The organism is Candidatus Pantoea formicae (assembly GCF_011752625.1).
Taxonomy (GTDB): Bacteria; Pseudomonadota; Gammaproteobacteria; order Enterobacterales; family Enterobacteriaceae; genus Pantoea; species Pantoea formicae.
The window spans coordinates 112,229-137,460 of record NZ_VWXD01000002.1 but is presented as its reverse complement, the minus strand read 5'-3'; the positions used below and the strand labels follow the sequence as shown (position 1 = coordinate 137,460).

Below are 25,232 nucleotides of genomic sequence, written 5' to 3'. Positions count from 1 at the left end.
TGCGCGATGGATAACAGTCTTACTTTTCAGGAAAAAAACCAATAAAAAACCCCGAACAAGTCGGGGTTTAGGTAAGGCTATTTTACTGCTGAGACTTAAACGCTCTCTGGACGCGTTGCCGGTGCAGTTGCCTGATGGGTAGCGCTGTGGCCACCTGCAGAACCGCGACCGTCAAAGTCGAACACCGGACGTACCCAGTCACTGTGGCGAACGGGTTCTGGCTCCCAAGCGGGGGCTGGTGCTTTCGTCATCGGTGCCGTTGCGTGATGTTTCCAGCGGGTTTCAGCATGGTTCACTGCGGTATCACGTGCAGCAACAGGGGCATGAGGTTCAACCACTGAGGTAACAGGTGCTTCCGCAGCAACAGGCGCACTCAGAACTTCTTCCACCTGGGCTTCAACCGCTGGTGCAACCTCTGCCGGTGCCTGCTGAGCTGTCTCAACGGCTTCGCTTACGCGCGCGGTGACAGGTTCAGCTGCGGCTTCTTCAACCGGAGCAGCAACCGCTTCTACTGGAGCCGTTTCAACCTCAGTAACCGGAACAGCTGCAATAGGTGCATCTTCAACTTCAACCGCCGAGACGGCTTCAGCAGCTGTTGCTTGTGCCGTCTGCTCTTGAGCTGCAGAAATCACAGCAGGCTCTTCGTTAACAGGGGCAGCTACAGGTGAAAGATCATCGGTATTCACCACCGGCACTTCAGTGTGTGCCTGCGGTTCAACCTGATGAACAATTTCTTGTGTTTCTGGCTGCGCCACGACGGCTGATGCGGCTTCAACGGCTACCGGCTGTTCTTCCGCCGCTGGGGCATCATAGCCGTATTCTGGCATTTCGTTCAGCGCCTCCTGAGAGGTGAACTGCTCGTGGGTCTGGGCAACCGGGTAGGTAATCCAAACTTTGCCTGACGCCATCTCTGGAGAGGCAGCAGCAGATTCCAGCGGCATTGCAGACTGTGTTGGGTAACGCTCGTCACGATAGCGACGACGGCGCTGGCCACTGACACGCAGATGACGCGGGGAACGACGTGAACGGCGCGGCATATTGGCGCTATCACGGCTATCGCCTTCTTCCTGGTCTTCCTGCACCACTTCAGCTTGTTCATTGAACTGCACACGCTGTGCGGTTTCAACGGCAGCTTCGGTGGCGACAGGTGTTGGAATCTCGGCCGCGACTTCAGTCGTATCACCCACACGCACGCGCTGGGTCAATTGACGTTGTTTGCGACGAGGCATCACTTGCACACGCTCTTCTTCCTGCGCAACGCCTTCATCAACGGTATCGGTCTGGGCCACGGTCTCAGCGGCTTTTTGATCCTGCTGCTGATTACGTTTCTCTTCCTGACGACGACGCTGACGCTCAGCACGCTGTTCGCGACGTTGTTGCTGCTGCTCATCACGCTGCTGCAACTGCTCTTCGGTCAGTGCCGGACGCTCGCCACGTGGCTCGTTTTGACGCTTGTTGCGGCGATTGTCTTGGTTGTCACGTGGCTCGCGGGCTTCGCGCGGTTCACGAGACTCGCGAGGTTCGCGTGCTTCACGTGGCTCGCGGCCTTCACGACCCTGAGCATTCTCGCCATTACGCGGTGTGCGCTCACGACGATTATTGCTGCGGCGATTGTTACGACGGTCACCACGCTGAGCGTTATTTTCACTCTCAGCAGCCGGTTTCTCTTCCGTTTTCACTTCTGCTGGTGCAGCTGCTGGCGCATCGCCGGCAAACAGTTTTTTCAAGCCGCCTAACAGACGTGCAATAAAGCCTGGGTTAGCGGCAGCGGCAGGTGCCGCCACTGCTTTAGTCGGCTTAGCTTCTGCTTTTGCAGTTGGCTTAATCTCTTGTTCAACCTCAACTGGCGCAGGTGGCGCATCTGGCATCACGAAAGCAGCCAGTGCTGGCTGCTCAGGACGACGACGCTCGGCACTCTCTTCCTCGGAAGGCAGAGCCATTTCCGCTTCATGCAGTTTCGGCAGGTGATAAGAGAGCGTTTGTGTCTCTTCACCCTTGCGCACGCGCAGGACTGAGTAGTGTGGCGTTTCCATCTGATCGTTTGGCACGATAACGGCACGCACGCCGCCCTGACGTTTCTCAATCGCACTGACTGCATCACGCTTTTCGTTCAGCAGGTAGGACGCGACAGGCACAGGCACAATCGCATGCACTTCTTTGGTGTTGTCTTTCAGCGCTTCTTCTTCGATTAAGCGGAGAATCGACAGCGACAGCGATTCGTTATCACGAATGGTACCCGTACCGCTACAGCGTGGGCAGACGTGATGGCTGGATTCACCCAAAGATGGGCTGAGACGCTGACGCGACATTTCCAACAGGCCAAAGCGAGAGATATGGCTGATCTGAATACGCGCACGATCCTGACGCACCGCTTCGCGCAGACGGTTTTCTACCGCGCGCTGGTGGCGAACAGGGGTCATGTCGATGAAGTCGATGACAATCAGGCCACCGAGGTCACGCAGACGCAGTTGGCGAGCGATCTCATCGGCTGCTTCCAGGTTGGTGTTAAACGCCGTTTCTTCGATATCACCCCCGCGTGTTGCGCGAGCGGAGTTGATGTCGATAGCGGTTAACGCTTCGGTGCTGTCGATAACAATCGAACCACCGGAAGGCAAACGCACTTCGCGCTGGAAAGCAGATTCAATCTGCGATTCGATTTGGTAGTGGCTGAACAGCGGGATTTCACCGGTGTACAGTTTGATTTTGCTGCTGAAGTCTGGACGGCCAAGAGCCGCGATGTGCTGACGAGCCAGCTCCAGGACTTTTGGGTTATCGATGAGGATTTCACCGATATCCTGGCGCAGGTAGTCGCGGAAAGCGCGCACAATCACGTTACTTTCCTGATGGATCAGGAAAGGAGCAGGGCGGCTATCGGCGGCTTTTTTAATCGCTTCCCAGTGTTTCAGGCGGAAGCTGAGGTCCCACTGCAGTGACTCGGCAGATTTGCCGACGCCTGCGGTGCGGACGATCAGCCCCATACCTTCTGGCAATTCCAGCGCGGAGAGGGCTTCTTTCAGCTCGGTACGGTCATCACCTTCGATACGGCGAGAAATACCACCGGCGCGAGGGTTGTTAGGCATCAGAACCAGATAGCTACCGGCCAGTGAAATAAAGGTTGTCAGTGCTGCACCTTTATTTCCGCGCTCCTCTTTATCAATCTGAACGATAACTTCCTGGCCTTCACGCAGCACATCTTTGATGTTTGGACGACCATGTGCGTTGTAATTGGCAGGGAAATATTCGCGGGAAATTTCTTTAAGAGGGAGAAAACCGTGACGTTCAGCACCGTAGTCGACAAACGCAGCTTCAAGGCTGGGTTCAACACGGGTGATTTTACCTTTGTAAATGTTGGCTTTTTTCTGCTCGTGTCCGGGGCTTTCGATATCCAGATCGTACAGACGTTGTCCGTCAACAAGGGCAACGCGCAACTCCTCCTGCTGAGTTGCGTTAATTAACATTCTTTTCATCGTGACTTACTCGTTATTCTCACATGAGTGATAAAGCTGCGGGCATCGTTACCCATGGACGAGAATCAACCGATGGCCTCGTGTCTTAATGCACTGACGTCAACCTCACGGTTGTCGGCGGCTAAAGAGGCGCAAATCTTGTCGGTGGCCTGTTTTTCATAAGGAAAACCAGCGCCTGAAGGTGGAAATGCTACAGAGTATTCAGAAATCCACACATCCCAGTCTGTCGTCCAGGCCGCAACCCGCAGCCCGCTAAGTGCCTGATTAAACATCACGTCTTACGCCATTGCTGCGTGTCCGTTTTATCCGGCAAAATACCTTAATTTCGCTCTTTTTCCTGCCTGACTCTTTCCAGGACAGAAACCCCTGCATTATTCCATTGCTCACCAACATATAGCAAGGCGACTTTTGCCGAGCTGTGAAGTTTGTGCGTCCTTAACCTGTTCATTTGCAGGGCTTAACATCGTATCGATGAAAAAGTCATCATTATGACCTTTTCCCAACGCGATAAAGAGAGAGTTAAGCACAGAAAAAGGGGTGGCGCTATCCGGGGACACTATTTAGAATCGCCGCCATGAAAACAGAGAATCCCGGCGTACTTTATGTCGCCATTACGGCTGAAAATGCCGAACAACGAATTGATAACTTTTTGCGCACCCAACTCAAGGGCGTGCCGAAAAGTATGATTTATCGCATTTTGCGTAAAGGCGAAGTGCGAGTGAATAAAGGGCGCGTCAAACCCGAGTACAAGTTGCAAGAAGGGGATGAAGTACGCATTCCGCCGGTGCGCGTGGCCGAGCGTGAAGACCAGGCGGTATCACCGAAACTGGATAAGGTTGCCGCGCTGGCGGATGCCATCCTGTATGAAGATGATCACCTGTTAGTCCTCAATAAGCCTTCAGGTACAGCGGTACATGGTGGCAGCGGGCTGAGTTTTGGCGTGATTGAAGGTTTGCGCGCGTTACGACCGGAAGCGCGTTTCCTGGAATTAGTCCATCGCCTCGATCGTGACACCTCCGGCATTTTGCTGGTGGCTAAGAAACGTTCGGCATTGCGTTCGCTGCACGAGCAGTTACGCGAAAAAGGGATGCAGAAAGATTACCTGGCACTGGTGCGTGGTGACTGGCCTTCGCATCTGAAAGTGGTGCAGGCACCGCTGCTGAAAAACATTCTGCAGAGCGGTGAACGCGTGGTGCGTGTCAGTGCTGAAGGTAAACCTTCAGAAACGCGTTTCAAAGTGGAAGAGCGTTTTGGTTTCGCGACCTTAGTGAAGGCGAGTCCGGTGACCGGCCGCACGCATCAGATTCGCGTCCATACGCTGCATGGCGGCCATCCTATCGCTTTCGACGATCGCTATGGCGACCGTGAGTTTGATCGCCAACTCGCTTCAACGGGTTTGGCGCGGCTGTTCTTGCACGCGGCAGCACTGACCTTCACCCATCCGAACACCGGAGAAGTGTTGCGGATGGAAGCGCCGCTTGATGGCGCGCTAAAGCGCTGTCTGACACAGTTGCGTAACAAAAAAGCCTGATGTTCCGGGCATCAGCTTAATGCGTTGATGCCCACTTTTAGCAGCATCTGATTCAAAGCGATCAGCGGTAAACCAATCAGCGTATTGGGATCACGTCCTTCTAGCTGTTCAAACAGACAAATCCCCATCCCTTCACTTTTAAAACTACCCGCACAGTTCAACGGCTGCTCCTTTTCGACATAGTGACGAATCTCAGCTGTGCTCAATGAGCGAAAGTGCACGTTGAAAGGTTCACAGATGACGAACTGTTGCCCGCTTTGCGGTTGAATCAGTGCCAAGCCAGTATAAAAGGTAATAATTTTGCCGCTCGCTGCAGCGAGTTGCTGACAGGCATTCTCGACAGTATGAGGTTTACCCGTGATGGAGCCATTCAGTACACAAACCTGGTCTGAACCGATAATCCAGTGGCCGGGATAGTCGGTGGCTAACGCCTGCGCCTTGCCTAATGCCAGACGCTGAACCAGATTTTGCGCAGATTCACCGGCCCGTGGGGTTTCGTCACACTGTGGCGCGACAGCCATAAACGGCAGGCCAAGTTTGCTCAAAAGTGACTGACGGAAAGGCGAGGTGGAAGCAAGGATTAGGGGTGTCATCATTTTTTTTCAGAATAGATAGCGTAAAGATGACAGTCATTTTAAACTATGCGCCGCACTGGATGCGACTAACGGGTGAAAGATGCTGTAAACCGGCCTTTTTCTTTGACTCTATGACGTTACAAAGTTAATATGCGCGCCCTATGCAAAAGGTAAAATTACCCCTGACGATCGATGTGGCCCGTGCCGCGCAAAAGCGCCTTGATTACCAAGGTGTGTATGCACCTGAATTGGTGGCGCGCTTGGCCGAAACGGTCGTGAGTGTGGACAGTGATGTGGAATGCACCATGTCGTTTGCGATTGACAACCAGCGCTTAGCGGTTCTGCAAGGAACAGCTGATGTGCAGGTGACATTGTCGTGTCAACGCTGCAACCAGTCATTCCCGCATGCTGTCCACGTAAGCTATTGCTTCAGTCCTGTCTCTTCTGATGAGCAGGCCGAGGCACTGCCGGAAGCTTACGAGCCAGTTGATATCAATGATTTCGGCGAAATCGACTTGCTGGCAGTTATCGAAGATGAACTCATCCTCGCGCTGCCTGTAGTTCCGGTGCATGATTCTGAACACTGTGAAGTGTCCGACGCGGACATGGTATTTGGGAAGTTGCCTGCAGAGGCAGAAAAACCAAATCCATTTGCCGTATTAGCCAGTTTAAAGCGTAAGTAATAGGAGTAAGGTCCATGGCCGTACAACAGAATAAACCAACCCGTTCTAAGCGTGGTATGCGTCGTTCGCACGATGCGCTGACCACCGCAGCTCTGTCAGTAGATAAAGTTTCTGGCGAAACTCATCTGCGTCACCATATCACTGCGGATGGTTACTACCGCGGTCGCAAGGTTATCACCAAGTAATTCTTTGCGGTTACGCAAGGCGATACCTTGACACGTTTGACCCTGGCAGTTGATGCCATGGGCGGGGACTTCGGTCCCTGCGTGACAGTGCCTGCATCCTTGCAGGCACTGGCCTCTCATACGCATCTGGTTCTTCTTCTGGTCGGTGATCCCGACATCATCTCGTCATTTCTTGCCAAAGCAGATTCCTCGTTACTGGGGCGTGTGCAGGTTATTCCTGCCGAATCGGTTATTGCAAGTGATGCCAAGCCTTCTCAAGCCATTCGAAACAGCCGCGGCAGCTCGATGCGTGTGGCGTTAGAACAGGTGAAAGAGGGTAACGCGCAAGCCTGTATCAGTGCGGGTAATACCGGCGCGTTAATGGGGCTGGCAAAAATGCTGTTGAAGCCGCTGGAGGGCATTGAACGCCCGGCGTTGATGACAGTGTTACCGCATCAGCAGCATGGCAAAACGGTGGTGTTAGACCTCGGGGCCAACGTCGACTCCGACAGCGAAATGCTGGTGCAGTTTGCCATTATGGGTGCGGTGATGGCCGAAGAGGTGTTGGAGATAACGCAACCGCGTGTTGCCTTACTCAACATTGGTCAGGAAGAGACCAAAGGGCTGGAAACGATTCGTACAGCATCTGCGGTTCTGCGAGACTCACCGCAAATCAACTATATTGGTTACCTTGAGGGGAACGATCTCCTCACCGGCAAGACGGATGTGCTGGTCTGTGATGGCTTCGTGGGAAACGTCACGCTTAAAACCATGGAAGGCGTGGTAAGAATGTTTCTTTCTCTGCTCAAGTCGTCAGAGGATGGGAAAAAACGGGCGTGGTGGTTGAAATGGGTCGGGCGCTGGTTACAAAAGCGTCTGGCTAAACGTTTCGGCCATCTCAACCCCGACCAGTACAATGGCGCTTGTCTGTTAGGATTGCGCGGGACAGTGATCAAAAGCCACGGTGCGGCGAATCAACGTGCGTTTGCCGTGGCGATAGAGCAGGCAGAGCAGGCGGTGCGCAGGCAAGTCCCAGAGAGGATTGCGGCGCGCCTTGACGCTGTATTAGCCAGGAGTGACAAAGCGTAGATGTTTACCAAAATTATCGGTACGGGCAGCTATTTGCCTGAGCAGGTTCGCTCCAATGCGGATCTGGAAAAAATGGTGGAGACTTCGGACGAGTGGATTGTCACGCGTACCGGTATCCGTGAGCGCCGCATTGCCGCGCCAGATGAAACGGTTGCCACTATGGGCTTTGCGGCTGCACAGCGCGCGCTAGAGATGGCAGGTGTTGCGGCCAGCGATGTCGGCCTGATTATTGTGGCGACCACCTCTTCAAGCCATGCCTTCCCAAGTTCAGCGTGCATGATCCAGCAGATGCTGGAGATTAATGACTGTGCTTCTTTCGATCTGGCTGCTGCATGTGCAGGTTTCACTTATGCACTTAGCGTTGCCGATCAGTACATCAAGAATGGTGCGGTTAAACATGCGTTGGTGATCGGTGCGGACGTCTTAGCCCGCACCCTCGATCCTAACGATCGTGGCACCATTATTCTGTTTGGTGACGGCGCAGGTGCTGTGGTACTGGGTCAAAGTGAAGAACCGGGTATCCTGTCAACGCATCTGCATGCTGATGGTCGTTATGGCAAGCTGTTGACGCTACCGTACCAAGATCGTGAACATCAGGATGAGCCTGCCTATCTCACGATGGCCGGTAACGAAGTCTTTAAAGTGGCTGTGACCGAACTTGCCCACATCGTGGACGAGACGCTGCAAGCCAATAACCTTGACCGTGAAATGCTCGACTGGCTGGTGCCGCATCAGGCCAACCTGCGCATTATCAGCGCAACCGCCAGAAAGCTCGGCATGGGTATGGAAAAAGTGGTGGTGACACTGGATCGCCACGGCAACACTTCTGCTGCGTCAGTGCCTACTGCACTGGATGAAGCGGTGCGCGATGGTCGTATCAAGCCAGGACATCTGATTCTGCTTGAAGCCTTTGGTGGCGGTTTCACCTGGGGTTCGGCGCTGGTTCGCTTTTGATTGACAGGAACGAATGATGACGCAATTTGCTTTTGTTTTCCCAGGACAGGGTTCGCAGACCGTTGGCATGTTGGCTGACTTGGCTGTCGAAAATCCGCAGGTTGAAGCCACCTTCCGTGAAGCTTCTGATGCACTGGGTTACGACTTATGGCAGCTGGTGCAACAAGGCCCGGCTGAAGAGCTGAATAAAACCTGGCAGACCCAACCTGCATTGCTGGCGGCTTCTGTTGCCATCTATCGCGTCTGGCAGAGCAAAAACGGCCCACAGCCTGCGCTGATGGCTGGCCACAGCTTGGGTGAATACTCTGCGCTGGTTTGTGCTGGCGTGCTGAACTTTGCCGATGCCATTAAACTGGTCGAACTGCGCGGTAAGCTGATGCAGGAAGCCGTACCGGAAGGCACAGGTGCGATGCAAGCGATTATCGGCCTCGATGATGAATCGATCCGTAAAGCTTGCGAAGAGAGTGCGCAAGGTCAGGTGGTGTCTCCTGTCAACTTTAACTCGCCGGGCCAAGTGGTGATTGCGGGCAACAAAGAAGCCGTTGAACGTGCTGGTGCAGCTTGTAAGGCTGCAGGTGCAAAGCGTGCTTTACCGTTGCCTGTCAGCGTGCCATCACACTGTGCGTTGATGAAGCCCGCAGCGGATAAACTGGCGGTTGCACTGGAAAGCATTACCTTCAGTGCGCCAACCGTGCCGGTTGTTAACAACGTTGACGTGAAGTGCGAAACCGATGCAACTGCGATTCGCAGTGCACTGGTCCGCCAGCTGTATAGCCCGGTGCGTTGGACGGAAGCCGTTGAATTTATCGCAACACAAGGCGTTGGCCAGTTGCTGGAAATCGGTCCAGGTAAAGTCCTGACCGGTTTGACCAAACGTATTGTGGACAGCCTGACCGCAGCCGCAGTGAACGACTCTGCATCACTGAATGCTGCGCTTACACAGGAATAAGAGGAAAAACATGAGCTTTGAAGGTAAAGTAGCGCTGGTGACTGGCGCAAGCCGCGGCATTGGTCGTGCGATCGCGGAAACGTTGGTGGCACGCGGTGCGAAAGTGGTGGGAACTGCCACCAGTGAAAGCGGTGCGGAAGCAATCAGTGCTTACCTCGGCGATAACGGTAAAGGTCTGCTGTTGAACGTCACCGATGCCGCTTCCATTGAGAGCGTGCTCGAGAAAGTTCGCGCTGAATTTGGCGAAGTGGATATTTTAGTCAATAATGCAGGCATTACGCGTGACAATCTGCTGATGCGCATGAAGGACGATGAATGGGCGGATATCCTCGATACCAACCTGACATCTGTCTTCCGTCTTTCTAAGGCGGTTATGCGTGCCATGATGAAAAAACGCGTGGGCCGTATCATTACCATCGGTTCTGTAGTTGGAACCATGGGTAACGCGGGCCAAACAAACTATGCGGCAGCAAAAGCAGGTTTGATTGGCTTTAGCAAATCACTGGCGCGAGAAGTCGCGTCACGTGGCATTACCGTAAACGTCGTGGCTCCGGGCTTTATTGAGACGGACATGACGCGTGCACTGAACGAAGATCAACGTTCTGGTATTTTGGCAGAAGTGCCGGCAGGTCGTTTAGGCGACCCGCAGGAGATTGCCAATGCTGTTGCATTCTTAGCCTCTGACGAAGCCTCTTACATCACGGGTGAGACGCTGCACGTCAATGGCGGCATGTACATGGTCTGATAATCACGAAAACATTTGCATTATCTGCGGTAAACACCGCAGAATAGCGCAAAATCGTGGTTCGACCAGCCGGGATTTTGTTGCATCTTTTTCAACATTTTATACACTACGAAAACCATCGCGAAAGCGAGTTTTGATAGGAAATTAAATAGTATGAGCGATATCGAACAACGCGTTAAGAAAATCGTAGCTGAGCAGCTGGGTGTTAAAGAAGACGAAGTGATTAACACTGCTTCTTTCGTTGAAGACCTGGGTGCAGATTCTCTTGACACCGTTGAGCTGGTAATGGCTCTGGAAGAAGAGTTTGATACTGAAATTCCAGACGAAGAAGCTGAGAAAATCACTACCGTTCAGGCAGCGATCGATTACATCAATAGCCACCAAGGCTAATGAATATCTTCAGGCGGTCACCTCGACCGCCTGAGTTTTATGTTTGCCCCACATAGCGTTATTTTTTCCCTCCCTGGAGGACGTACGTGTCTAAGCGTCGTGTAGTTGTGACTGGTCTTGGCATGTTGTCTCCTGTCGGCAATACCGTAGAGTCTACCTGGAGTGCTCTCCTTGCCGGTCAGAGCGGCATCAGCCTGATCGACCATTTTGATACTAGTGCCTACGCAACACGCTTTGCGGGCTTAGTAAGAGATTTTAATTGCGATGAATTCATCTCGCGCAAAGATCAGCGCAAGATGGATGACTTCATCCAATACGGGATTGTTGCCGGTATTCAAGCTATGGCAGACTCCGGTCTGGTCGTAACTGATGAGAATGCCGGTCGCATCGGTGCGGCAATCGGTTCCGGCATCGGCGGACTGGGTTTGATTGAAGATAACCACAGTTCTCTGGTCAACGGCGGTCCGCGCAAAATCAGCCCGTTCTTTGTTCCTTCTACCATTGTTAACATGGTGGCTGGTCACCTGACCATCATGTACGGTCTGAAAGGTCCAAGCATTTCAATTGCTACCGCTTGTACTTCAGGCGTGCATAACATTGGTCATGCTGCGCGTATCATTGCGTACAACGACGCCGATGTCATGCTGGCCGGTGGTGCTGAAAAAGCCAGTACCCCGCTGGGTGTAGGTGGCTTTGGTGCTGCACGTGCGCTTTCCACCAACAACGATAATCCGCAGGCGGCAAGCCGTCCGTGGGATAAAGACCGTGATGGTTTCGTGTTGGGTGACGGTGCGGGCATTGTGGTGCTGGAAGAGTACGAGCATGCGAAAAAGCGCGGTGCGAAAATTTATGCTGAAATCATCGGTTTCGGCATGAGCAGCGATGCTTACCACATGACGTCTCCGCCGGAGGATGGTTCAGGTGCAGCCGCCGCGATGGTGAATGCATTGCGTGATGCGCAGCTGAATGCTGAACAGATTGGCTACGTCAACGCGCATGGCACCTCAACGCCAGCGGGTGACAAAGCTGAAGCTCAGGCGGTCAAGTCTGTATTTGGTGCAGCGGCTCACAGCGTTATGGTGAGCTCTACCAAATCCATGACCGGCCACTTGCTGGGTGCAGCAGGCGCGGTAGAAGCGATTTATTCGATTCTGGCGCTGCGCGATCAAGCGGTTCCACCAACCATCAACCTGGATAACCCAGATGAAGGTTGCGACCTTGACTTCGTGCCGCATACGGCGCGTCAGGTGAGTGGATTGGAGTACACGTTGTGTAACTCCTTCGGATTTGGCGGCACCAACGGCTCGCTGATCTTCCGCAAGGTATAATCCCTACCTAGCCCAAACAGAGGCCCGCATTGCGGGCCTTTTTTATATTTTGTCACGCAACAACGTGGATTCTTACTTCTGTCAGTGGTATTCAGACAGCACAGTAGTTAGGGGCAATGGCTATGTGGATAAACGGCATTGAACAGACCGACATTGCTGCGCGGGATCGCGCGGTACAGTTTGGTGACGGTTGTTTTACAACGGCGGCCATACTGGACGGCAAAATCCAGTTATTGGCAGCCCATTTACAGCGATTGCAAGAAAGCTGTGAGCGCTTGTTTATGCCATTACCCAATCTGCCGCAGTTGGCAACCGAGATGCAGCAGATTGCCGCCCAGCAAAGCCAAGCTGTATTGAAAGTGATTTTGACGCCAGGCGCAGGCGGTCGAGGCTACAGCCGCAAGGGCTGCGCGGCACCGACACGCATTCTGTCACTTTCACCCTGGCCGCAGCATTACGCAACCTTGCAACAGCAGGGTGCGTCCCTTGTGACCAGCCCGATCACGCTGGCGCGCAATCCCTTGCTGGCGGGACTTAAGCATCTTAACCGACTGGAACAAGTACTGATTCGCCATCATCTTGATCAGTCGGAAGCTGACGAAGCGCTGGTGCTTGACACTGCGGGGACGGTGGTGGAATGCTGTGCGGCCAATTTATTCTGGCGCAAAGGCAATAACATTTTTACGCCGCGCCTTGAACAAGCAGGCGTTAACGGCATTATGCGCCGTTATCTGATGGCGCAAATGGCGCGATCAGGCCAGGCTTGTCAGTTGATTGACGGCAGCAGGGACGATGTACTGAACGCCGATGAAGTGGTGATTTGCAATGCCCTGATGCCGGTTTTACCTGTGCGGAAAATTGACGATGTCTCATTTACCGCACGCACGCTGTATCAGCAACTGCAGGCCAGTTGCCAGACGATGGAAGCATCATGACCCGAATGAAAAAAATTTTCGCCAGCGCGGTGGCGATTGCAGGCCTCGCGGCTGCATTTAGTTATTGGCAGATTCAACGTTTAGCCGATACACCTTTGACCATCAACCAGGAAACCATTTACACGCTACCCGCAGGCAGTGGTCGCGTGGTGTTGGAAGCGCAGCTGGAGAGCCAGCACATCATTCCTGACAGCATCTGGTTCGGCCCGTTGCTGAAACTTGAGCCGGAGTTGGCCAAATTCAAAGCGGGAACCTATCGGCTGGAAAGCAACATGACGGTGCGCCAACTGCTTGAGTTGTTAGCCAGTGGCAAAGAGGCTCAATTCCCGGTACGTTTTGTTGAAGGCTCTCGTCTTAAAGAGTGGCTGGCAGAACTGCGCAAAGCGCCTTACATCAAACACACGCTGACGGACGATGAGTTTGCCACGGTGGCGACCGCCTTGAAACTGGATGCCAGCCAGCTCGAGGGCGCTTTTTACCCGGATACTTACCTCTACACCGCCAATACCAGCGATGTGGCGCTGTTAGAGCGTGCTCACGCCCGCATGAATAAGCTGGTCGATGAAATCTGGCAGGGCCGCATGGATAATCTGCCTTATAAAAAAGAGCAGGACCTGGTGACGATGGCATCGATCATCGAGAAAGAAACCGGCGTGAGTGAAGAGCGCGCACGGGTTGCGTCAGTGTTTATCAACCGCCTGCGTACCGGCATGAAGTTGCAAACTGATCCCACCGTGATTTATGGGATGGGAGACAGCTATACCGGCACCTTGACGCGTAAAGATCTGGAAACGCCAACCGATTACAATACCTATAGCATCAGTGGCTTGCCGCCCGGTCCCATTGCCATGCCGGGGCGTGCCTCACTGGAAGCTGCGGCGCATCCAGAGAAAACAAATTACCTCTATTTTGTTGCTGATGGTAAAGGCGGTCATACCTTTACCACCAATCTCGCCAGTCACAATAAAGCGGTGCAGGTATACCGACTGGCTATGAAGGAAAAAAATGAAAAGTAAGTTTATCGTCATTGAGGGCCTGGAGGGTGCAGGCAAGACCACAGCGCGTGATGCAGTGGTCGCGGTTCTGCATGAGCAGGGTATTCATGATGTCGTCTTTACCCGTGAACCCGGTGGGACGCCGCTCGCTGAGCAATTACGTGTCCTGGTTAAACAGGGGATAGATGGCGAACAGGTGACTGATAAAGCCGAATTGTTGATGCTGTACGCAGCACGTGTGCAGTTGGTGGAGAATGTGATCAAACCTGCTCTGGCACGCGGCGCGTGGGTGATTGGCGATCGTCATGATTTATCCTCACAAGCCTATCAGGGCGGCGGTCGTGGTTTGGACACGCAGTTGATGACCACGCTACGCGATGCCGTGCTCGGTGATTTTCGTCCCGACCTCACGCTTTATCTGGATGTGACGCCAGAAATTGGTTTGCAACGTGCACGTGCACGCGGAGAGCTGGATCGCATCGAACAGGAATCGCTGCGCTTTTTTGAGCGCACGCGTGAACGTTATCTCGCCTTAGCGGAGTCCGACCCTTCGATTATCACCATCGATGCGACACAAAATATCAGTGGCGTAACATCATCGCTTCAGCTGGCATTGCGTAACTGGCTAGCAGGCCAGATGGCATGAACTGGTATCCGTGGCTGAACCAGCCTTATCGGCAGATTATCACCCGTCATCAGGCTGGGCAGGCGCATCACGCCTTACTGATTCAAGCCATTGAGGGTATGGGAGATGATGCGCTGGTTTGGGGTGTCAGCCGATGGTTGATGTGCCAGCAGCCGGAGGGGTTAAAAAGTTGCGGGCATTGCCATGGCTGTCAGTTGATGCAGGCGCATACACACCCTGACTGGTATCGGTTGGAAGCTGAAAAGGGCAAATCTTCATTGGGCATCGACGCGGTCAGAGATGTCACTGAAAAGCTCTACCATTTTGCTCAGCAGGGTGGGGCCAAGATTGTCTGGCTACCGGATGCTGCTCAGCTCACTGAAGCTGCGGCCAACGCCCTGTTGAAAACGCTGGAAGAGCCGCCTGCAAACTGCTGGTTCTTTCTCAGCGTACGCGAACCCTCGCGGTTACTGGCCACGCTACGCAGTCGCTGTATGACGTGGCATCTGTCTCCGCCGGAGGAGATTCAGAGTTTACCCTGGCTGCAAAAGCAGCAGCCGCAATCGGAAGCGGTGTTGCGTGCCGCTTTGCGGTTAAGCAACGGAGCACCTGCAGCAGCCTTAGCACTGCTGCAGCCTGAACGCTGGCAGGCACGTGAGAAGCTGTGCGCAATGTTGTTGACCGCATTGAACGGTGATGTATTGCAACTTTTGCCTGCGTTAAACAGTGACGATGTGGCAGAGCGTCTGAGTTGGCTGATTTCGCTGCTGGTTGATGCAATGAAAGTGCAGCAAGGTGCCAGTAATTGGCTCAGCAATGGCGATCGTCCTGATGTGGTCACACAGCTGGCTCAGCAGCTCAACAGCAGCGCCTTGAATGCCAGCGCACAGCAGTGGATGCAGTGCCGTAAGCAGCTTTTACATGTCGCTGCACTGAATCGTGAACTGATTTTGACCGACCGACTGTTAGCCTGGGGACAGTTGATTACGCCCGCGACCGTCGGTTAAATGAACAAAGAGAAAACTATGTTTATTGTTGATTCGCATTGCCATCTTGATGGCCTTGATTATGAAAAGCAGCACCGCGACCTTGATGATGTGATCGCAAAAGCCGCAGCGCGTGACGTGAAGTTTATGCTGGCGATTGCCACTACGCTGCCGGATTACTACAAAATCAAACAGCTGGTGGCTGGGCGTGAGAACATCGCACTGGCGTGCGGTGTGCATCCGCTCAATCAGGAAGCGCCTTACGATGTGGAAGAGTTTCGTCGTTTGGCTGCAGAAGAGCAGGTTATCGCGCTGGGTGAAACGGGTCTGGATTATTTTTATCAGCAGGAAACCAAAGCGCAGCAGCAAGCCTCATTTCGCGAACACATCCGTACCGGCATTGCGTTGAATAAGCCGATCATCGTGCATACGCGTGACGCGCGCGAAGATACGCTCGCCATTCTGCGTGAGGAGCAAGTTGAAAAGTGTGGTGGTGTGCTGCACTGCTTTACAGAAGACCAAGCCACCGCCGCAAAATTGTTGGATATGGGGTTCTATATTTCGTTTTCCGGTATTCTGACCTTCCGTAATGCCGAGCAAATCCGTGACGCGGCGCGTTACGTGCCGCTGGATCGCATGCTGGTGGAGACCGATTCACCCTACCTCGCCCCTGTGCCGCACCGTGGCAAAGAGAATCAGCCCGCCTTTACCCGTGATGTGGCCGATTACATGGCAGTACTCAAAGGGGTGGATATCGAAACGCTGGCGGCTGCAACGACTGAAAACTTCTCACGTCTCTTCCATGTTCCAATGAGTCGTCTCGGCGGCTGATTCGTTTTATTTCAAACTCTGAATTAATTTGATAGCACTGACCTGAGCTGCCGATAAGGCGGTTCGGGCAGTGTTTTATTGCTGTATTTTAAGGCAAGTCAGTCAGAAATAACTGAAAGCAAGTGATGATCATCAGCGAAACGTGATAGCCGTCAAAGTACCAAATCTCTATTTATTTTACCCTTCGTAATAAATCAAAAGACGCTCAGCGTCACCCCGGTGAAGGATCCTCCCCCTTTGCCATGCGCACTGCGCAAAAATGCACTCATACTCAGGAGCTTCTATGTTCAAGAACGCATTTGCGAACCTGCAAAAAGTAGGTAAATCGCTGATGTTGCCGGTTTCGGTTCTGCCGATTGCCGGTATTTTGCTAGGTGTTGGTTCAGCAAACTTCAGCTGGTTACCTGCTGTTGTTTCCCATGTGATGGCAGAGGCGGGCGGTTCCGTCTTTGCTAATATGCCGTTGATCTTCGCGATTGGTGTCGCCTTAGGTTTTACGAATAATGACGGTGTTTCGGCACTGGCTGCCGTGGTGGCCTACGGCATCATGGTGAAGACCATGGCGGTGGTTGCACCTCTGGTGTTACATCTACCCGCTGCGGAGATTGATGCAAAGCATTTGGCCGATACAGGGGTATTGGGCGGTATCATTGCCGGTTCGATTGCCGCGTATATGTTCAACCGCTTCTACCGCATAAAACTGCCTGAGTACCTCGGCTTTTTTGCCGGTAAACGTTTCGTACCGATTATTTCGGGTCTGACCGCGATTTTCACCGGTATTGTGCTGTCCTTTATCTGGCCACCGATTGGTAGCGCGATTCAGGACTTCTCACAGTGGGCGGCTTATCAAAACCCGGTTGTTGCGTTCGGCATTTATGGTGTGGTTGAGCGTTCATTGGTGCCGTTTGGCCTGCATCACATCTGGAACGTTCCTTTCCAGATGCAGATTGGTGAGTTCACCAACGCCGCGGGTCAGGTGTTCCACGGTGATATCCCTCGTTACATGGCGGGCGATCCGACTGCGGGTAAACTTTCTGGTGGCTTCCTGTTCAAAATGTATGGCCTGCCAGCCGCTGCAATTGCTATCTGGCACTCAGCTAAGCCGGAAAACCGCGCCAAAGTAGGCGGCATCATGATCTCCGCCGCGCTGACTTCATTCCTGACCGGTATCACCGAGCCGATTGAATTCTCATTCATGTTCGTGGCTCCAATTCTTTACGTGATCCATGCGATTTTGGCTGGTCTGGCATTCCCTATCTGTATTCTGTTGGGTATGCGCGACGGCACCAGTTTCTCACACGGTTTGATCGATTTCGTGGTGCTGAGCGGTAACAGCAGCAAGATCTGGCTGTTCCCGATTGTTGGTATCATTTACGGCCTGATCTATTACACCGTTTTCCGTGTGCTGATCGTGAAACTGAATCTGAAAACACCTGGACGTGAGGACACGGCAATGGAACAGAGCAGTGCAACTGGCAGTGAAATGGCGGGTAAACTGGTTACCGCATTTGGTGGCAAAGAGAACATCACCAACCTTGATGCCTGTATTACCCGTCTGCGTGTCAGCGTGGCGGATGTCGCTAAGGTTAATCAAGCTGAGCTGAAAAATCTTGGCGCACGTGGTGTCGTGGTGGCAGGTTCCGGTGTGCAGGCGATTTTCGGCACCAAGTCCGATAACCTGAAAACTGAAATGGATGATTATATTCGTAATATGTAAAGGCTGGGGCTTGGATTGAGGCTGAGTTTAAGGTCAAGGTCGAAGTCAGGGCAGAGGTCGAGCCTGTGCGATGAAGCGTCGGCAGATCGTAAAGACGCCATAAACCATCCCTGGGGCTCGTCCCGCGACATCCTTGTCGCGGGACGCTTTACTCCTCTGGCGCCGCTCCCTCGCACCCCAACTGGGGTGCGGTTTTTTGTAAAACCGCTATAGCTTCGTTTGGCATAGAAGCGCCATTGCTGTGCCATAAGACATTGAGATTGGAGAAACTCAATGGAACTACCGTCTCCCCCCGGTAAGGGTTTTTGATCACAAATACACCCGCAAATACTCCGTCAAACACAGCAGCGCCATCGCCTGGCCATAAGGCATCGACGTCAGCGGTACTTGACGGTAATAGTCCAGATCGCTTCCCATCGCGGTGCCAAAGGATACCTGTTTCAACTCTCCGTCCTCGTCAATATTGGCGATCACCCCGCGCAATGCCTTCTCCGCCATCGGGCGATACTCTTCGGACAAATAGCGCTTACGCACCGCTTTGAGAATGCCATAGGCGAATCCCGCAGTGGCTGAGGCTTCCGGATAACTTTGTGGGTCGTCGAGCAGGGTATGCCATAATCCGCTGCTGTGCTGGCAGGCTGCCAGAGCTTTTACCTGGCTTGCCAGCACCTGCTGCAGAAAACGGCGTGTCGCGTGCTGTTCCGGCCAGTTCATCATTTCGAGGAAATCCGGAATGACGATGGTCAGCCAACTGTTACCGCGTGCCCAGCGGGCATTGGCGAAATTATGGCGACCGTCGAATGTCCAGCCGTGGAACCATAAGCCGGTCTGGCGATCCATTAGATATTGGGTATGAATCAGGAACTGATAGCTGGCTTCTTCGACAAATTCTGGGCGATCCAACAACTGACCAATCTTCGCCAGTGCCATGACACTCATCATCAGCGTGTCATCCCACAGCTGCTGCGTATTTTCGTTGTTATAAACGATATGCTGTAGACCCCCTTGCTCGGTGCGTGGCATCTCATACATCACCCACTCTGCCCAGCGCTCCAACACCGGGCGCCATGCCGCATTGCCTGTCTCCTCGTAACGATAAGCCAGCGTCAAAAACGGACATACGGTGTTCACATTCTTCGTCGGTGTGCCTTCTGCCAGTCGGGCACTGAACCAGTCATCGATAATTTTCAGCGTTTCCTGATCGCCGGTCTGCTGTGTGTAATGCAACATGCCGTACAAACCGATACCGTGCGTCCACTCCCAACCGGCCCAGCCTTTGGTATCAATCACTCGGCCATCATCCAGGCGTAGCAAAAATTCGCCGCTGTGGTCGGTGATGTTCACTAAATTGTCGGTCAGTTTATGGATTAGCTGCACTAACTCACTGCGCGGCAAAAGATACTCAGGCTGGCGCAACAACGCGCTGTGCTTTACAGGAAATACAGTCATGGTTCATTCCTATCATTAATCAGGGTAGGGAGAGGGTGTAGTGTGCCGCGCTGTGTAGGCAGTGAAGTTGCAGCAGGCTTATGGCGGTTGAGGTAACCGACGTTGTTATTGCCCCAGAGATTCTCATAGGGCATCCCCGCCAGGGATTCGACGATGGCGCGCGCTTGCGGCGTAATGTGTTCAGGCACCACGCGCCCGGCCTCGCGCATTTTAAGTGTCTCTTCACGTAACACGGTATGAGTATGCAGATTCAGTTTGAAACGCAGTGAAACGATAAAGCCACAAATTAAGACGCAGACAGTGCCCACACTGAGGATCAGCAGAATAGTGTGGCCAACCGCAGGAACCTGTTCCGCTTTGCCGGAGGCAAAACCGGCTAACTGCAGCACAATGCCTACAATCATTACGGCTCCGGCTTGAGAGGCTTTACGGGTGAGCGTCATGATCCCAGCGAAAATGCCTTCTCGGCGCTGACCGGTGATCACTTCATCCACATCGGCAATATAGGTATAGGTATTCCAGGGCACATAGTTAATGCCGCCACGGCCCAAACCGGCTAATGCGGAAATCAGCACCAGCAAGGCAAAGTTATCGTTCATGCCGGTGTACCAGAGCGCAGCGTAGGAGAGGGCGCTCAGACCAAACAGCACCACGACCAAGCGATAGGCCGGTGCAGGCCCAATGCGGATGCAGAGTGGGATCATGGCCATCACCGCAATAAATTGCAGTACCGCCATCGTCCCCATCAGGTTTGAGGCAATTTGCGCACTCTGCATCAGGACAAACACCACGTACCAGGTGAAGACCGCATTAAAGACATCTTGCGCGATATAGCCACCCAGATACATGCCGAGATGCTGGCGGAAGATACGCACACGCAGCGTTGAGGCCAGTTCGACATACAGACGCTTGAGACTTTGCAACAGCGAGAGTTGCGCTTTATCTGCTTCCGCGCGGCGCGATTCAGCGGAAAAATCGTCTGGCTCACGTTCCCAGGTAAAGCGCCATACCAACGTCAGCACCAGGGCGCAGATCACGGCGAACACCAGACTGGCATAGAAGAACGAGATAGGGTTTTCTTTACCGAACCAGCCAATCAGAATGCCCGGCAGGAAGGCGGCCAAAATGGATGACAGTTGTGCCAGCGCGATACGCGCACCGGAAAATCGGGTTTTCTGTTTGAAGTCGTCGGTCATTTCCGGAACCAGTGTTTCGTAAGGCACCAGAATCATGGTGTAGACCATATCGAACAGCAGATAGGTCAGCAGATACCACCAGAAACTCATGTCACTCAGCCACATCAGGCTATAGCTGAAGACACAGGGGATCCCGAGCAGGATAAAGAATTTGCGACGGCCGAAGCGTTTGCCGAGCCAGGTAGAGCCGAAATTATCCGTCAGGAAGCCCATTAGCGGACTCACGACGGCATCCAGCACGCGGGCAGCAGCAAAAATAAACGTGGCTTCTATGGGCGAAAGCCCGCAGAAGGTGGTGTAAAAATAGAGCAACCAGGCGGCGGTGAGCGCCGTGGTGCCTGCACCGAGGAAATCCCCGGAACCGTAAGCCAGATAATGGCCCAGACCAATCTTACGAGACTGCATGGCAGGTTCTCCTTGAAATCGACGGATTGCACATCCCTCTTTACTCCGTACTGCTTGCCCGGATTGGATAGAAAGTAGAGCGCCACGCCCCTGCAAACCTTCGCAATTTGGCAAGGGTTGGCAAGCAAGTGGCAAAAACACAAAGATATTGACGCGATATCTCTAATTTATAAAACAGCGTTTCATTTTTTTGTTTATCCGAAGATTAAAAATGCGAGGTGACTCACACCGGTGTTGCCACAGAAAAAATGGCGTAAAGGCAGCCAATTAGTGCAAGAAAAGTGGTACTGAGGTTGAAAGAAATAGAATTCCTCACGCATACTGCCTGACTGAACTCCAGGCTTAAGGAAATGCACCATGGCTGAAGAAACGATTTTCAGTAAAATCATCCGTCGCGAAATCCCCGCCGACGTGGTTTATCAGGACGAACTGGTCACCGCCTTCCGCGATATCGCGCCCAAAGCACCGACGCATATTCTGATCATCCCAAATGTATTGATTCCTACGGCCAACGATGTGCAAGCAGCACACGAACAGGCGCTGGGTCGTATGATTACTGTGGCGGCGAAAATTGCGCGTGATGAAGGCATTGCCGAGGATGGTTATCGCCTGATCATGAACTGTAATCGTCACGGCGGTCAGGAGGTTTATCACATTCATATGCACCTGGTGGGCGGACAGCCACTGGGTCCGATGCTGGCTATTTAATCTCAGGCGGACCTTGTGATGCGTCTATGTCTGTGTGGACTGCTGTTAATGACTCTTGCGGGTTGTAGCAGCAACAAACCGATGATCAACACCTCGCAGTCGCTGGTGATGGAATCCTCGGTGCTTTCTGCCGGTATCATCACCGATGAACCCACGCTGGCGAGCCGTGATGGGCAGAAGCGTGCGTCAAGCGTGCTCTATAATGAGCGTGAAACTCCGGTGACAGTGCACTATCGTTTCTATTGGTATGACGACAAAGGTCTGGAGATTACGCCTGAAGAACCGGCGCAAACTCAAACCGTTCCGGCGCATGGCAGCACAGAAGTTGTCTCGCAAATCGGCAATTTGACCGCCAGCAAGGTGCGTCTCTATCTTTTTCTCTGAGGAGTAAGCTGTGATTCGCAGTGTAAAACGTTCCAGCGCGCTTTTATTTGCGCTGATGCTCACCGGTTGTGTGGTGAAACAACAAACTCCGGCACCGGTCGAACCGACTCAGCCAACCACGCCGGCACAACCGGAGCAGCCGCCAACGCAGCCGGTACCACCGCCGCAAAACGTGCCGCAGCCTCCTAAGCTGAAAACCATTAACTGGAGTGCCAGCGTACAGCCATTAGTGGCAAACATGGTGCAGTCGGCCGGGGTCAACCCAGGCAGCGTATTGCTGGTGGATCGGATTAAAAACAGTACCAATGGCGCGCTGCAAAGCGATAAAGCTACCGATGCGATTCAAAGTGCTTTGGCGAACAATGGGAAATTTACGCTGGTTACTCCCGATCAGTTGGCGCAAGCGAAGCAAACATTGGGATTATCCGCAGATGACAGCCTGAACTCGCGCAGCAAGGCCATTGGCCTGGCACGCAACGTCAACGCGCAGTATGTGCTCTACAGTAATGCGCAAGGTGATGTGAAATCACCCACTCTGCAAATGCAGCTGATGCTGGTGCAGACCGGTGAAATCATCTGGTCAGGTAATGGTATTGCACAACCCTGATCCACTGCTGCAACACCTGATTGAGCAACAATGGCCGACGGCGCAAGCTGGCGGTCATTTTTTCGCGCTTCCCGGATTAAGCGGCAACAGTATCCACGTGCAAACAGAGCAGGGTGAACTGCTGGCAAGACGTGCGCCGCTGCAACCCATCCCGTTTGTCGATCGACAGCGCGAATTTCGTGTATTGCGCAAAATGCGCCATGCATCACTCGGCCCTGAGCCTGCCCGCTGGTATCAGCCCTGGCTATTACAGAGTTGGCTAGCAGGTACGGTGCTGACGCCCGAACAATTCAACCAGCAGCAGGTCGCGGTGCTGGCGTTGTTGCAGCGTCTACATCAGCAGCCGCTGACAGGCTATCGTCTTCGGCTCACACCACTGTTACAGCGCTATTGGCAGCTGTGCCAGCAACGCCACTGGCGCTGGCAGCACCGTCTGCGGCGTTTACTCAAGCAAGGTGAACCTCACCCCTTACGCCTCGCCCCTGTGCATATGGACATCCACGCGGGTAACTTGATTGCCACGCCTCATGGATTGCGCCTGATCGACTGGGAATACGCGGCTGATGGTGATGTGGCGCTGGAACTTGCGGCGCTCTGCGCGGTCGATGGGGAACACGAATGGGACTGGATTGCCGGATATGCGCAACAAAACCAGCTCAATGAAAAAGTGCTAACGCGGCAGATGCGCCGCTGGCAGCCCTGGCTTCAACTGCTGATGGCAAGCTGGTATCAGCTGCGCGCCGAGCAGAGCCATGACCCTACATTGCAGCAGCTGGCCCGATCCAGCTGGCAGGATCTTTAACTCAGGATTGTAAACATGACCATGAATACCCCAGGCCCACTGATGTTGGATGTGGAAAGCTATGAACTTGACGCCGAAGAGCGAGAGATTCTGCAGCATCCTCTGGTAGGTGGGTTGATTTTGTTTGCCCGAAACTTTCACGACGTGGAGCAGTTAGCTGAGCTGGTGCGTCAAATTCGTGCCGCCTCTCGTCATCGTCTGGTGGTGGCCGTGGATCAGGAAGGCGGGCGCGTGCAGCGCTTCCGCGATGGCTTCACTAAGCTGCCTGCCATGCAATCTTTTGCCGCTCTGCACGATCTCCATACCGCGGGTGAAGTCGCTCAGCAGGCGGGTTGGCAGATGGCGGCAGAGATGATTGCCATGGACATTGATATCAGCTTTGCGCCCGTGCTGGATATCGGCCACATCAGTGCGGCGATTGGCGATCGCGCATTCCATGAGGATCCGGCGATTGCATTGCAGATGGCACGTCGCTTCATTAATGGCATGCACGAAGCGGGGATGAAAACCACGGGCAAACATTTCCCCGGTCACGGTGCGGTGAGTGCGGATTCGCACAAAGAGACGCCGCGCGATCCGCGCGATGCCGCAACGCTGCGTCAGCACGACATGGCCATTTTCAAGCAGCTGATTGATGAGCAACTGCTGGATGCCGTGATGCCCGCCCATGTTATCTATACTGAGATCGATCCTTTACCCGCGAGCGGTTCGCCCTATTGGTTGCAAACGGTGTTGCGCAAAGAACTCGGTTTTAAGGGCGTGATTTTCTCCGACGATCTGTCAATGGAGGGTGCAGCGGTGATGGGAAGCTATGCTGAGCGCGCACAGCAGTCACTGAATGCCGGATGCGACATGATTCTGGTGTGTAATCAGCGCGAAGGCGCGATTAGTGTGTTGGATAACTTGACGCCGATCCAGGCGGAGCGTGTCACGCAGTTATACCATCAAGGTCGTTTCACGCGTCAGGCTCTACAGTCGAGCGAGCGCTGGAAGCAGAATCATCACCAGCTCAGCGCATTGCAGGATCGCTGGCTGGCGCATAAAGCTTCGGGCAGATAAACGCCGCTGCCCGGATTTCAATCCACGCTGAGGATAATCATGATCATCTATCTGCACGGTTTTGATTCCAACAGTCCGGGCAACCATGAAAAAGTGCTGCAACTGCAGTTTATTGACCCGGATGTCAGACTTGTCAGTTACAGCACGCTTCACCCTAAACATGACATGCAGTTCCTGCTGAAAGAGTGCGACAAGCTATTACAGCAAGGAGGCGACGCGCACCCGCTGATTTGTGGTGTGGGCTTGGGTGGCTACTGGGCCGAGCGCATTGGTTTCCTGTGCGGCATGCGGCAAGTGATCTTCAATCCAAATCTGTTCCCGTTTGAGAACATGGAAGGCAAGATTGATCGCCCGGAAGAGTACCTCGATATCGCCACCAAATGTGTCAGCGATTTCCGTGAGAAAAACCGCGATCGCTGTCTGACGATTCTGTCGCGCCATGACGAAGCGCTCGACAACCAACGTAGTGCCGCGCAGTTACATCCTTTCTATGAGATTGTGTGGGACGAAGAAGCCGGCCATAAATTCAAAAACATCTCACCACATCTGCAACGTATTAAAGCGTTTAAGACCCTTGCCTGAGCCGTTCAGCGCCGCGTGATGCGGCGCACAAAATGTGTAACATTCTGATAATGCTGTTGAAAGATTGATGTACATC

General features: G+C 53.4%; 26 protein-coding genes. 21 read left to right on the top strand and 5 right to left on the bottom strand.

The genetic code is table 11. The annotated features are described in order from the left end of the window. Nucleotides 1-95 precede the first annotated feature (95 nt). Together rne and F3J38_RS05275 are read right to left on the bottom strand one after the other, a co-directional pair. On the bottom strand, nt 96-3,467 hold the full coding sequence (gene rne, locus F3J38_RS05280) for a ribonuclease E (protein ID WP_167135818.1): 3,372 nt from the start codon (nt 3,465-3,467) through the stop codon (nt 96-98). A 65-nt stretch (nt 3,468-3,532) separates the two neighbouring features. Beyond that, complete coding sequence (locus F3J38_RS05275) at nt 3,533-3,742, bottom strand: hypothetical protein (protein WP_167135817.1); 210 nt, start codon at nt 3,740-3,742, stop codon at nt 3,533-3,535. Between the two features lie 299 nt (nt 3,743-4,041). Between F3J38_RS05275 and rluC the strand changes: the two genes are divergently transcribed. Next, a complete protein-coding gene (gene rluC / locus F3J38_RS05270; RefSeq protein ID WP_167135816.1) occupies nt 4,042-4,998 on the top strand; it encodes a 23S rRNA pseudouridine(955/2504/2580) synthase RluC in 957 nt (318 codons plus the stop codon). 11 nt (nt 4,999-5,009) lie between these two features. Here rluC and F3J38_RS05265 read toward each other — a convergent pair whose 3' ends face one another. After that, nucleotides 5,010-5,591, bottom strand: a complete 582-nt coding sequence (locus F3J38_RS05265) for a Maf family protein (protein ID WP_205298161.1) — start codon at nt 5,589-5,591, stop codon at nt 5,010-5,012. Nucleotides 5,592-5,734: 143 nt separating this feature from the next. Here F3J38_RS05265 and yceD point away from each other — a divergent pair, with 143 nt between their 5' ends. The 14 genes from yceD (at nt 5,735) to ptsG (ending at nt 17,964) form a co-directional block, all read left to right on the top strand. Then, a complete protein-coding gene (gene yceD, locus F3J38_RS05260) occupies nt 5,735-6,256 on the top strand; it encodes a 23S rRNA accumulation protein YceD (RefSeq protein WP_167135814.1) in 522 nt (173 codons plus the stop codon). A gap of 14 nt (nt 6,257-6,270) precedes the next feature. After that, nucleotides 6,271-6,441, top strand: coding sequence for a 50S ribosomal protein L32 (rpmF, locus tag F3J38_RS05255; protein ID WP_007885783.1), 171 nt, complete (start codon nt 6,271-6,273; stop codon nt 6,439-6,441). Nucleotides 6,442-6,468: 27 nt separating this feature from the next. Next, nucleotides 6,469-7,509 carry a phosphate acyltransferase PlsX gene (plsX, locus tag F3J38_RS05250; RefSeq protein WP_167135813.1) on the top strand — a complete coding sequence of 347 codons (1,041 nt, stop codon included), beginning with the start codon at nt 6,469-6,471 and terminating at the stop codon, nt 7,507-7,509. Further along, entirely contained in the window at nt 7,510-8,463 is a 954-nt protein-coding gene (locus F3J38_RS05245) for a beta-ketoacyl-ACP synthase III (protein ID WP_167135812.1), read from the top strand. A gap of 16 nt (nt 8,464-8,479) precedes the next feature. Continuing rightward, on the top strand, nt 8,480-9,412 hold the full coding sequence (gene fabD, locus F3J38_RS05240; protein ID WP_167137047.1) for an ACP S-malonyltransferase: 933 nt from the start codon (nt 8,480-8,482) through the stop codon (nt 9,410-9,412). 10 nt (nt 9,413-9,422) lie between these two features. Beyond that, the gene (fabG, locus tag F3J38_RS05235) at nt 9,423-10,157 is read left to right on the top strand and encodes a 3-oxoacyl-ACP reductase FabG (protein WP_034830697.1); all 735 of its coding nucleotides are present in this window, start codon (nt 9,423-9,425) and stop codon (nt 10,155-10,157) included. Between the two features lie 153 nt (nt 10,158-10,310). Next, on the top strand, nt 10,311-10,547 hold the full coding sequence (gene acpP / locus F3J38_RS05230) for an acyl carrier protein (RefSeq protein WP_007885774.1): 237 nt from the start codon (nt 10,311-10,313) through the stop codon (nt 10,545-10,547). 86 nt (nt 10,548-10,633) lie between these two features. After that, a complete protein-coding gene (gene fabF, locus F3J38_RS05225; RefSeq protein WP_034830699.1) occupies nt 10,634-11,875 on the top strand; it encodes a beta-ketoacyl-ACP synthase II in 1,242 nt (413 codons plus the stop codon). 122 nt (nt 11,876-11,997) lie between these two features. Then, a complete protein-coding gene (pabC, locus tag F3J38_RS05220; RefSeq protein ID WP_167137044.1) occupies nt 11,998-12,810 on the top strand; it encodes an aminodeoxychorismate lyase in 813 nt (270 codons plus the stop codon). Continuing rightward, nucleotides 12,807-13,826 carry an endolytic transglycosylase MltG gene (gene mltG, locus F3J38_RS05215; RefSeq protein WP_167135810.1) on the top strand — a complete coding sequence of 340 codons (1,020 nt, stop codon included), beginning with the start codon at nt 12,807-12,809 and terminating at the stop codon, nt 13,824-13,826. Before pabC ends, mltG begins: the two co-directional genes overlap by 4 nt. Then, nucleotides 13,816-14,451, top strand: coding sequence for a dTMP kinase (gene tmk, locus F3J38_RS05210; protein WP_167135808.1), 636 nt, complete (start codon nt 13,816-13,818; stop codon nt 14,449-14,451). Before mltG ends, tmk begins: the two co-directional genes overlap by 11 nt. Continuing rightward, nucleotides 14,448-15,437: a DNA polymerase III subunit delta' gene (gene holB, locus F3J38_RS05205; protein WP_167135806.1), complete on the top strand. Its 990-nt coding sequence runs from the start codon at nt 14,448-14,450 to the stop codon at nt 15,435-15,437. Before tmk ends, holB begins: the two co-directional genes overlap by 4 nt. Nucleotides 15,438-15,455: 18 nt before the next feature. Continuing rightward, nucleotides 15,456-16,247 carry a metal-dependent hydrolase gene (locus F3J38_RS05200; RefSeq protein ID WP_084935312.1) on the top strand — a complete coding sequence of 264 codons (792 nt, stop codon included), beginning with the start codon at nt 15,456-15,458 and terminating at the stop codon, nt 16,245-16,247. 283 nt (nt 16,248-16,530) lie between these two features. Next, on the top strand, nt 16,531-17,964 hold the full coding sequence (ptsG, locus tag F3J38_RS05195) for a PTS glucose transporter subunit IIBC (protein WP_167135804.1): 1,434 nt from the start codon (nt 16,531-16,533) through the stop codon (nt 17,962-17,964). Nucleotides 17,965-18,273: 309 nt separating this feature from the next. On the opposite strand, the gene bglB is transcribed toward ptsG, so the two are convergent. Continuing rightward, nucleotides 18,274-19,413, bottom strand: a complete 1,140-nt coding sequence (gene bglB / locus F3J38_RS05190; protein WP_167135802.1) for a beta-galactosidase BglB — start codon at nt 19,411-19,413, stop codon at nt 18,274-18,276. Next, nucleotides 19,410-21,014 (bottom strand): MFS transporter, encoded by a 1,605-nt coding sequence (locus tag F3J38_RS05185; protein WP_167135800.1) that lies wholly within the window; start codon nt 21,012-21,014, stop codon nt 19,410-19,412. The genes bglB and F3J38_RS05185 overlap by 4 nt, the downstream gene beginning before the upstream one ends. A 357-nt stretch (nt 21,015-21,371) precedes the next feature. Between F3J38_RS05185 and hinT the strand changes: the two genes are divergently transcribed. Genes hinT through ycfP form a run of 6 tightly spaced genes read left to right on the top strand, consistent with a single transcriptional unit; the run spans nt 21,372 to nt 25,156 of the window. Beyond that, complete coding sequence (hinT, locus tag F3J38_RS05180) at nt 21,372-21,722, top strand: purine nucleoside phosphoramidase (RefSeq protein WP_084935316.1); 351 nt, start codon at nt 21,372-21,374, stop codon at nt 21,720-21,722. Nucleotides 21,723-21,740: 18 nt separating this feature from the next. Beyond that, entirely contained in the window at nt 21,741-22,106 is a 366-nt protein-coding gene (locus tag F3J38_RS05175) for a YcfL family putative periplasmic lipoprotein (RefSeq protein ID WP_167137043.1), read from the top strand. A 10-nt stretch (nt 22,107-22,116) separates the two neighbouring features. After that, nucleotides 22,117-22,713: a penicillin-binding protein activator LpoB gene (lpoB, locus tag F3J38_RS05170; protein WP_167135798.1), complete on the top strand. Its 597-nt coding sequence runs from the start codon at nt 22,117-22,119 to the stop codon at nt 22,711-22,713. Continuing rightward, nucleotides 22,700-23,515, top strand: a complete 816-nt coding sequence (thiK, locus tag F3J38_RS05165) for a thiamine kinase (RefSeq protein ID WP_167135796.1) — start codon at nt 22,700-22,702, stop codon at nt 23,513-23,515. Before lpoB ends, thiK begins: the two co-directional genes overlap by 14 nt. A gap of 15 nt (nt 23,516-23,530) precedes the next feature. After that, nucleotides 23,531-24,574 carry a beta-N-acetylhexosaminidase gene (nagZ, locus tag F3J38_RS05160; RefSeq protein ID WP_167135794.1) on the top strand — a complete coding sequence of 348 codons (1,044 nt, stop codon included), beginning with the start codon at nt 23,531-23,533 and terminating at the stop codon, nt 24,572-24,574. A gap of 39 nt (nt 24,575-24,613) precedes the next feature. Then, on the top strand, nt 24,614-25,156 hold the full coding sequence (ycfP, locus tag F3J38_RS05155) for an alpha/beta hydrolase YcfP (RefSeq protein WP_167135792.1): 543 nt from the start codon (nt 24,614-24,616) through the stop codon (nt 25,154-25,156). Nucleotides 25,157-25,232: the final 76 nt, after the last annotated feature.

Excerpts from the sequence above, each read along its gene's own strand:
- rne (WP_167135818.1), bottom strand. The coding sequence starts at position 3,467 with ATGAAAAGAATGTTAATTAACGCAACTCAGCAGGAGGAGTTGCGCGTT.
- rluC (WP_167135816.1), top strand. The coding sequence starts at position 4,042 with ATGAAAACAGAGAATCCCGGCGTACTTTATGTCGCCATTACGGCTGAA.
- F3J38_RS05265 (WP_205298161.1), bottom strand. The coding sequence starts at position 5,591 with ATGACACCCCTAATCCTTGCTTCCACCTCGCCTTTCCGTCAGTCACTT.
- yceD (WP_167135814.1), top strand. The coding sequence starts at position 5,735 with ATGCAAAAGGTAAAATTACCCCTGACGATCGATGTGGCCCGTGCCGCG.
- rpmF (WP_007885783.1), top strand. The coding sequence starts at position 6,271 with ATGGCCGTACAACAGAATAAACCAACCCGTTCTAAGCGTGGTATGCGT.
- F3J38_RS05245 (WP_167135812.1), top strand. The coding sequence starts at position 7,510 with ATGTTTACCAAAATTATCGGTACGGGCAGCTATTTGCCTGAGCAGGTT.
- fabD (WP_167137047.1), top strand. The coding sequence starts at position 8,480 with ATGACGCAATTTGCTTTTGTTTTCCCAGGACAGGGTTCGCAGACCGTT.
- fabG (WP_034830697.1), top strand. The coding sequence starts at position 9,423 with ATGAGCTTTGAAGGTAAAGTAGCGCTGGTGACTGGCGCAAGCCGCGGC.
- acpP (WP_007885774.1), top strand. The coding sequence starts at position 10,311 with ATGAGCGATATCGAACAACGCGTTAAGAAAATCGTAGCTGAGCAGCTG.
- pabC (WP_167137044.1), top strand. The coding sequence starts at position 11,998 with ATGTGGATAAACGGCATTGAACAGACCGACATTGCTGCGCGGGATCGC.
- mltG (WP_167135810.1), top strand. The coding sequence starts at position 12,807 with ATGACCCGAATGAAAAAAATTTTCGCCAGCGCGGTGGCGATTGCAGGC.
- tmk (WP_167135808.1), top strand. The coding sequence starts at position 13,816 with ATGAAAAGTAAGTTTATCGTCATTGAGGGCCTGGAGGGTGCAGGCAAG.
- holB (WP_167135806.1), top strand. The coding sequence starts at position 14,448 with ATGAACTGGTATCCGTGGCTGAACCAGCCTTATCGGCAGATTATCACC.
- F3J38_RS05200 (WP_084935312.1), top strand. The coding sequence starts at position 15,456 with ATGTTTATTGTTGATTCGCATTGCCATCTTGATGGCCTTGATTATGAA.
- ptsG (WP_167135804.1), top strand. The coding sequence starts at position 16,531 with ATGTTCAAGAACGCATTTGCGAACCTGCAAAAAGTAGGTAAATCGCTG.
- bglB (WP_167135802.1), bottom strand. The coding sequence starts at position 19,413 with ATGACTGTATTTCCTGTAAAGCACAGCGCGTTGTTGCGCCAGCCTGAG.
- F3J38_RS05185 (WP_167135800.1), bottom strand. The coding sequence starts at position 21,014 with ATGCAGTCTCGTAAGATTGGTCTGGGCCATTATCTGGCTTACGGTTCC.
- hinT (WP_084935316.1), top strand. The coding sequence starts at position 21,372 with ATGGCTGAAGAAACGATTTTCAGTAAAATCATCCGTCGCGAAATCCCC.
- F3J38_RS05175 (WP_167137043.1), top strand. The coding sequence starts at position 21,741 with ATGCGTCTATGTCTGTGTGGACTGCTGTTAATGACTCTTGCGGGTTGT.
- nagZ (WP_167135794.1), top strand. The coding sequence starts at position 23,531 with ATGACCATGAATACCCCAGGCCCACTGATGTTGGATGTGGAAAGCTAT.
- ycfP (WP_167135792.1), top strand. The coding sequence starts at position 24,614 with ATGATCATCTATCTGCACGGTTTTGATTCCAACAGTCCGGGCAACCAT.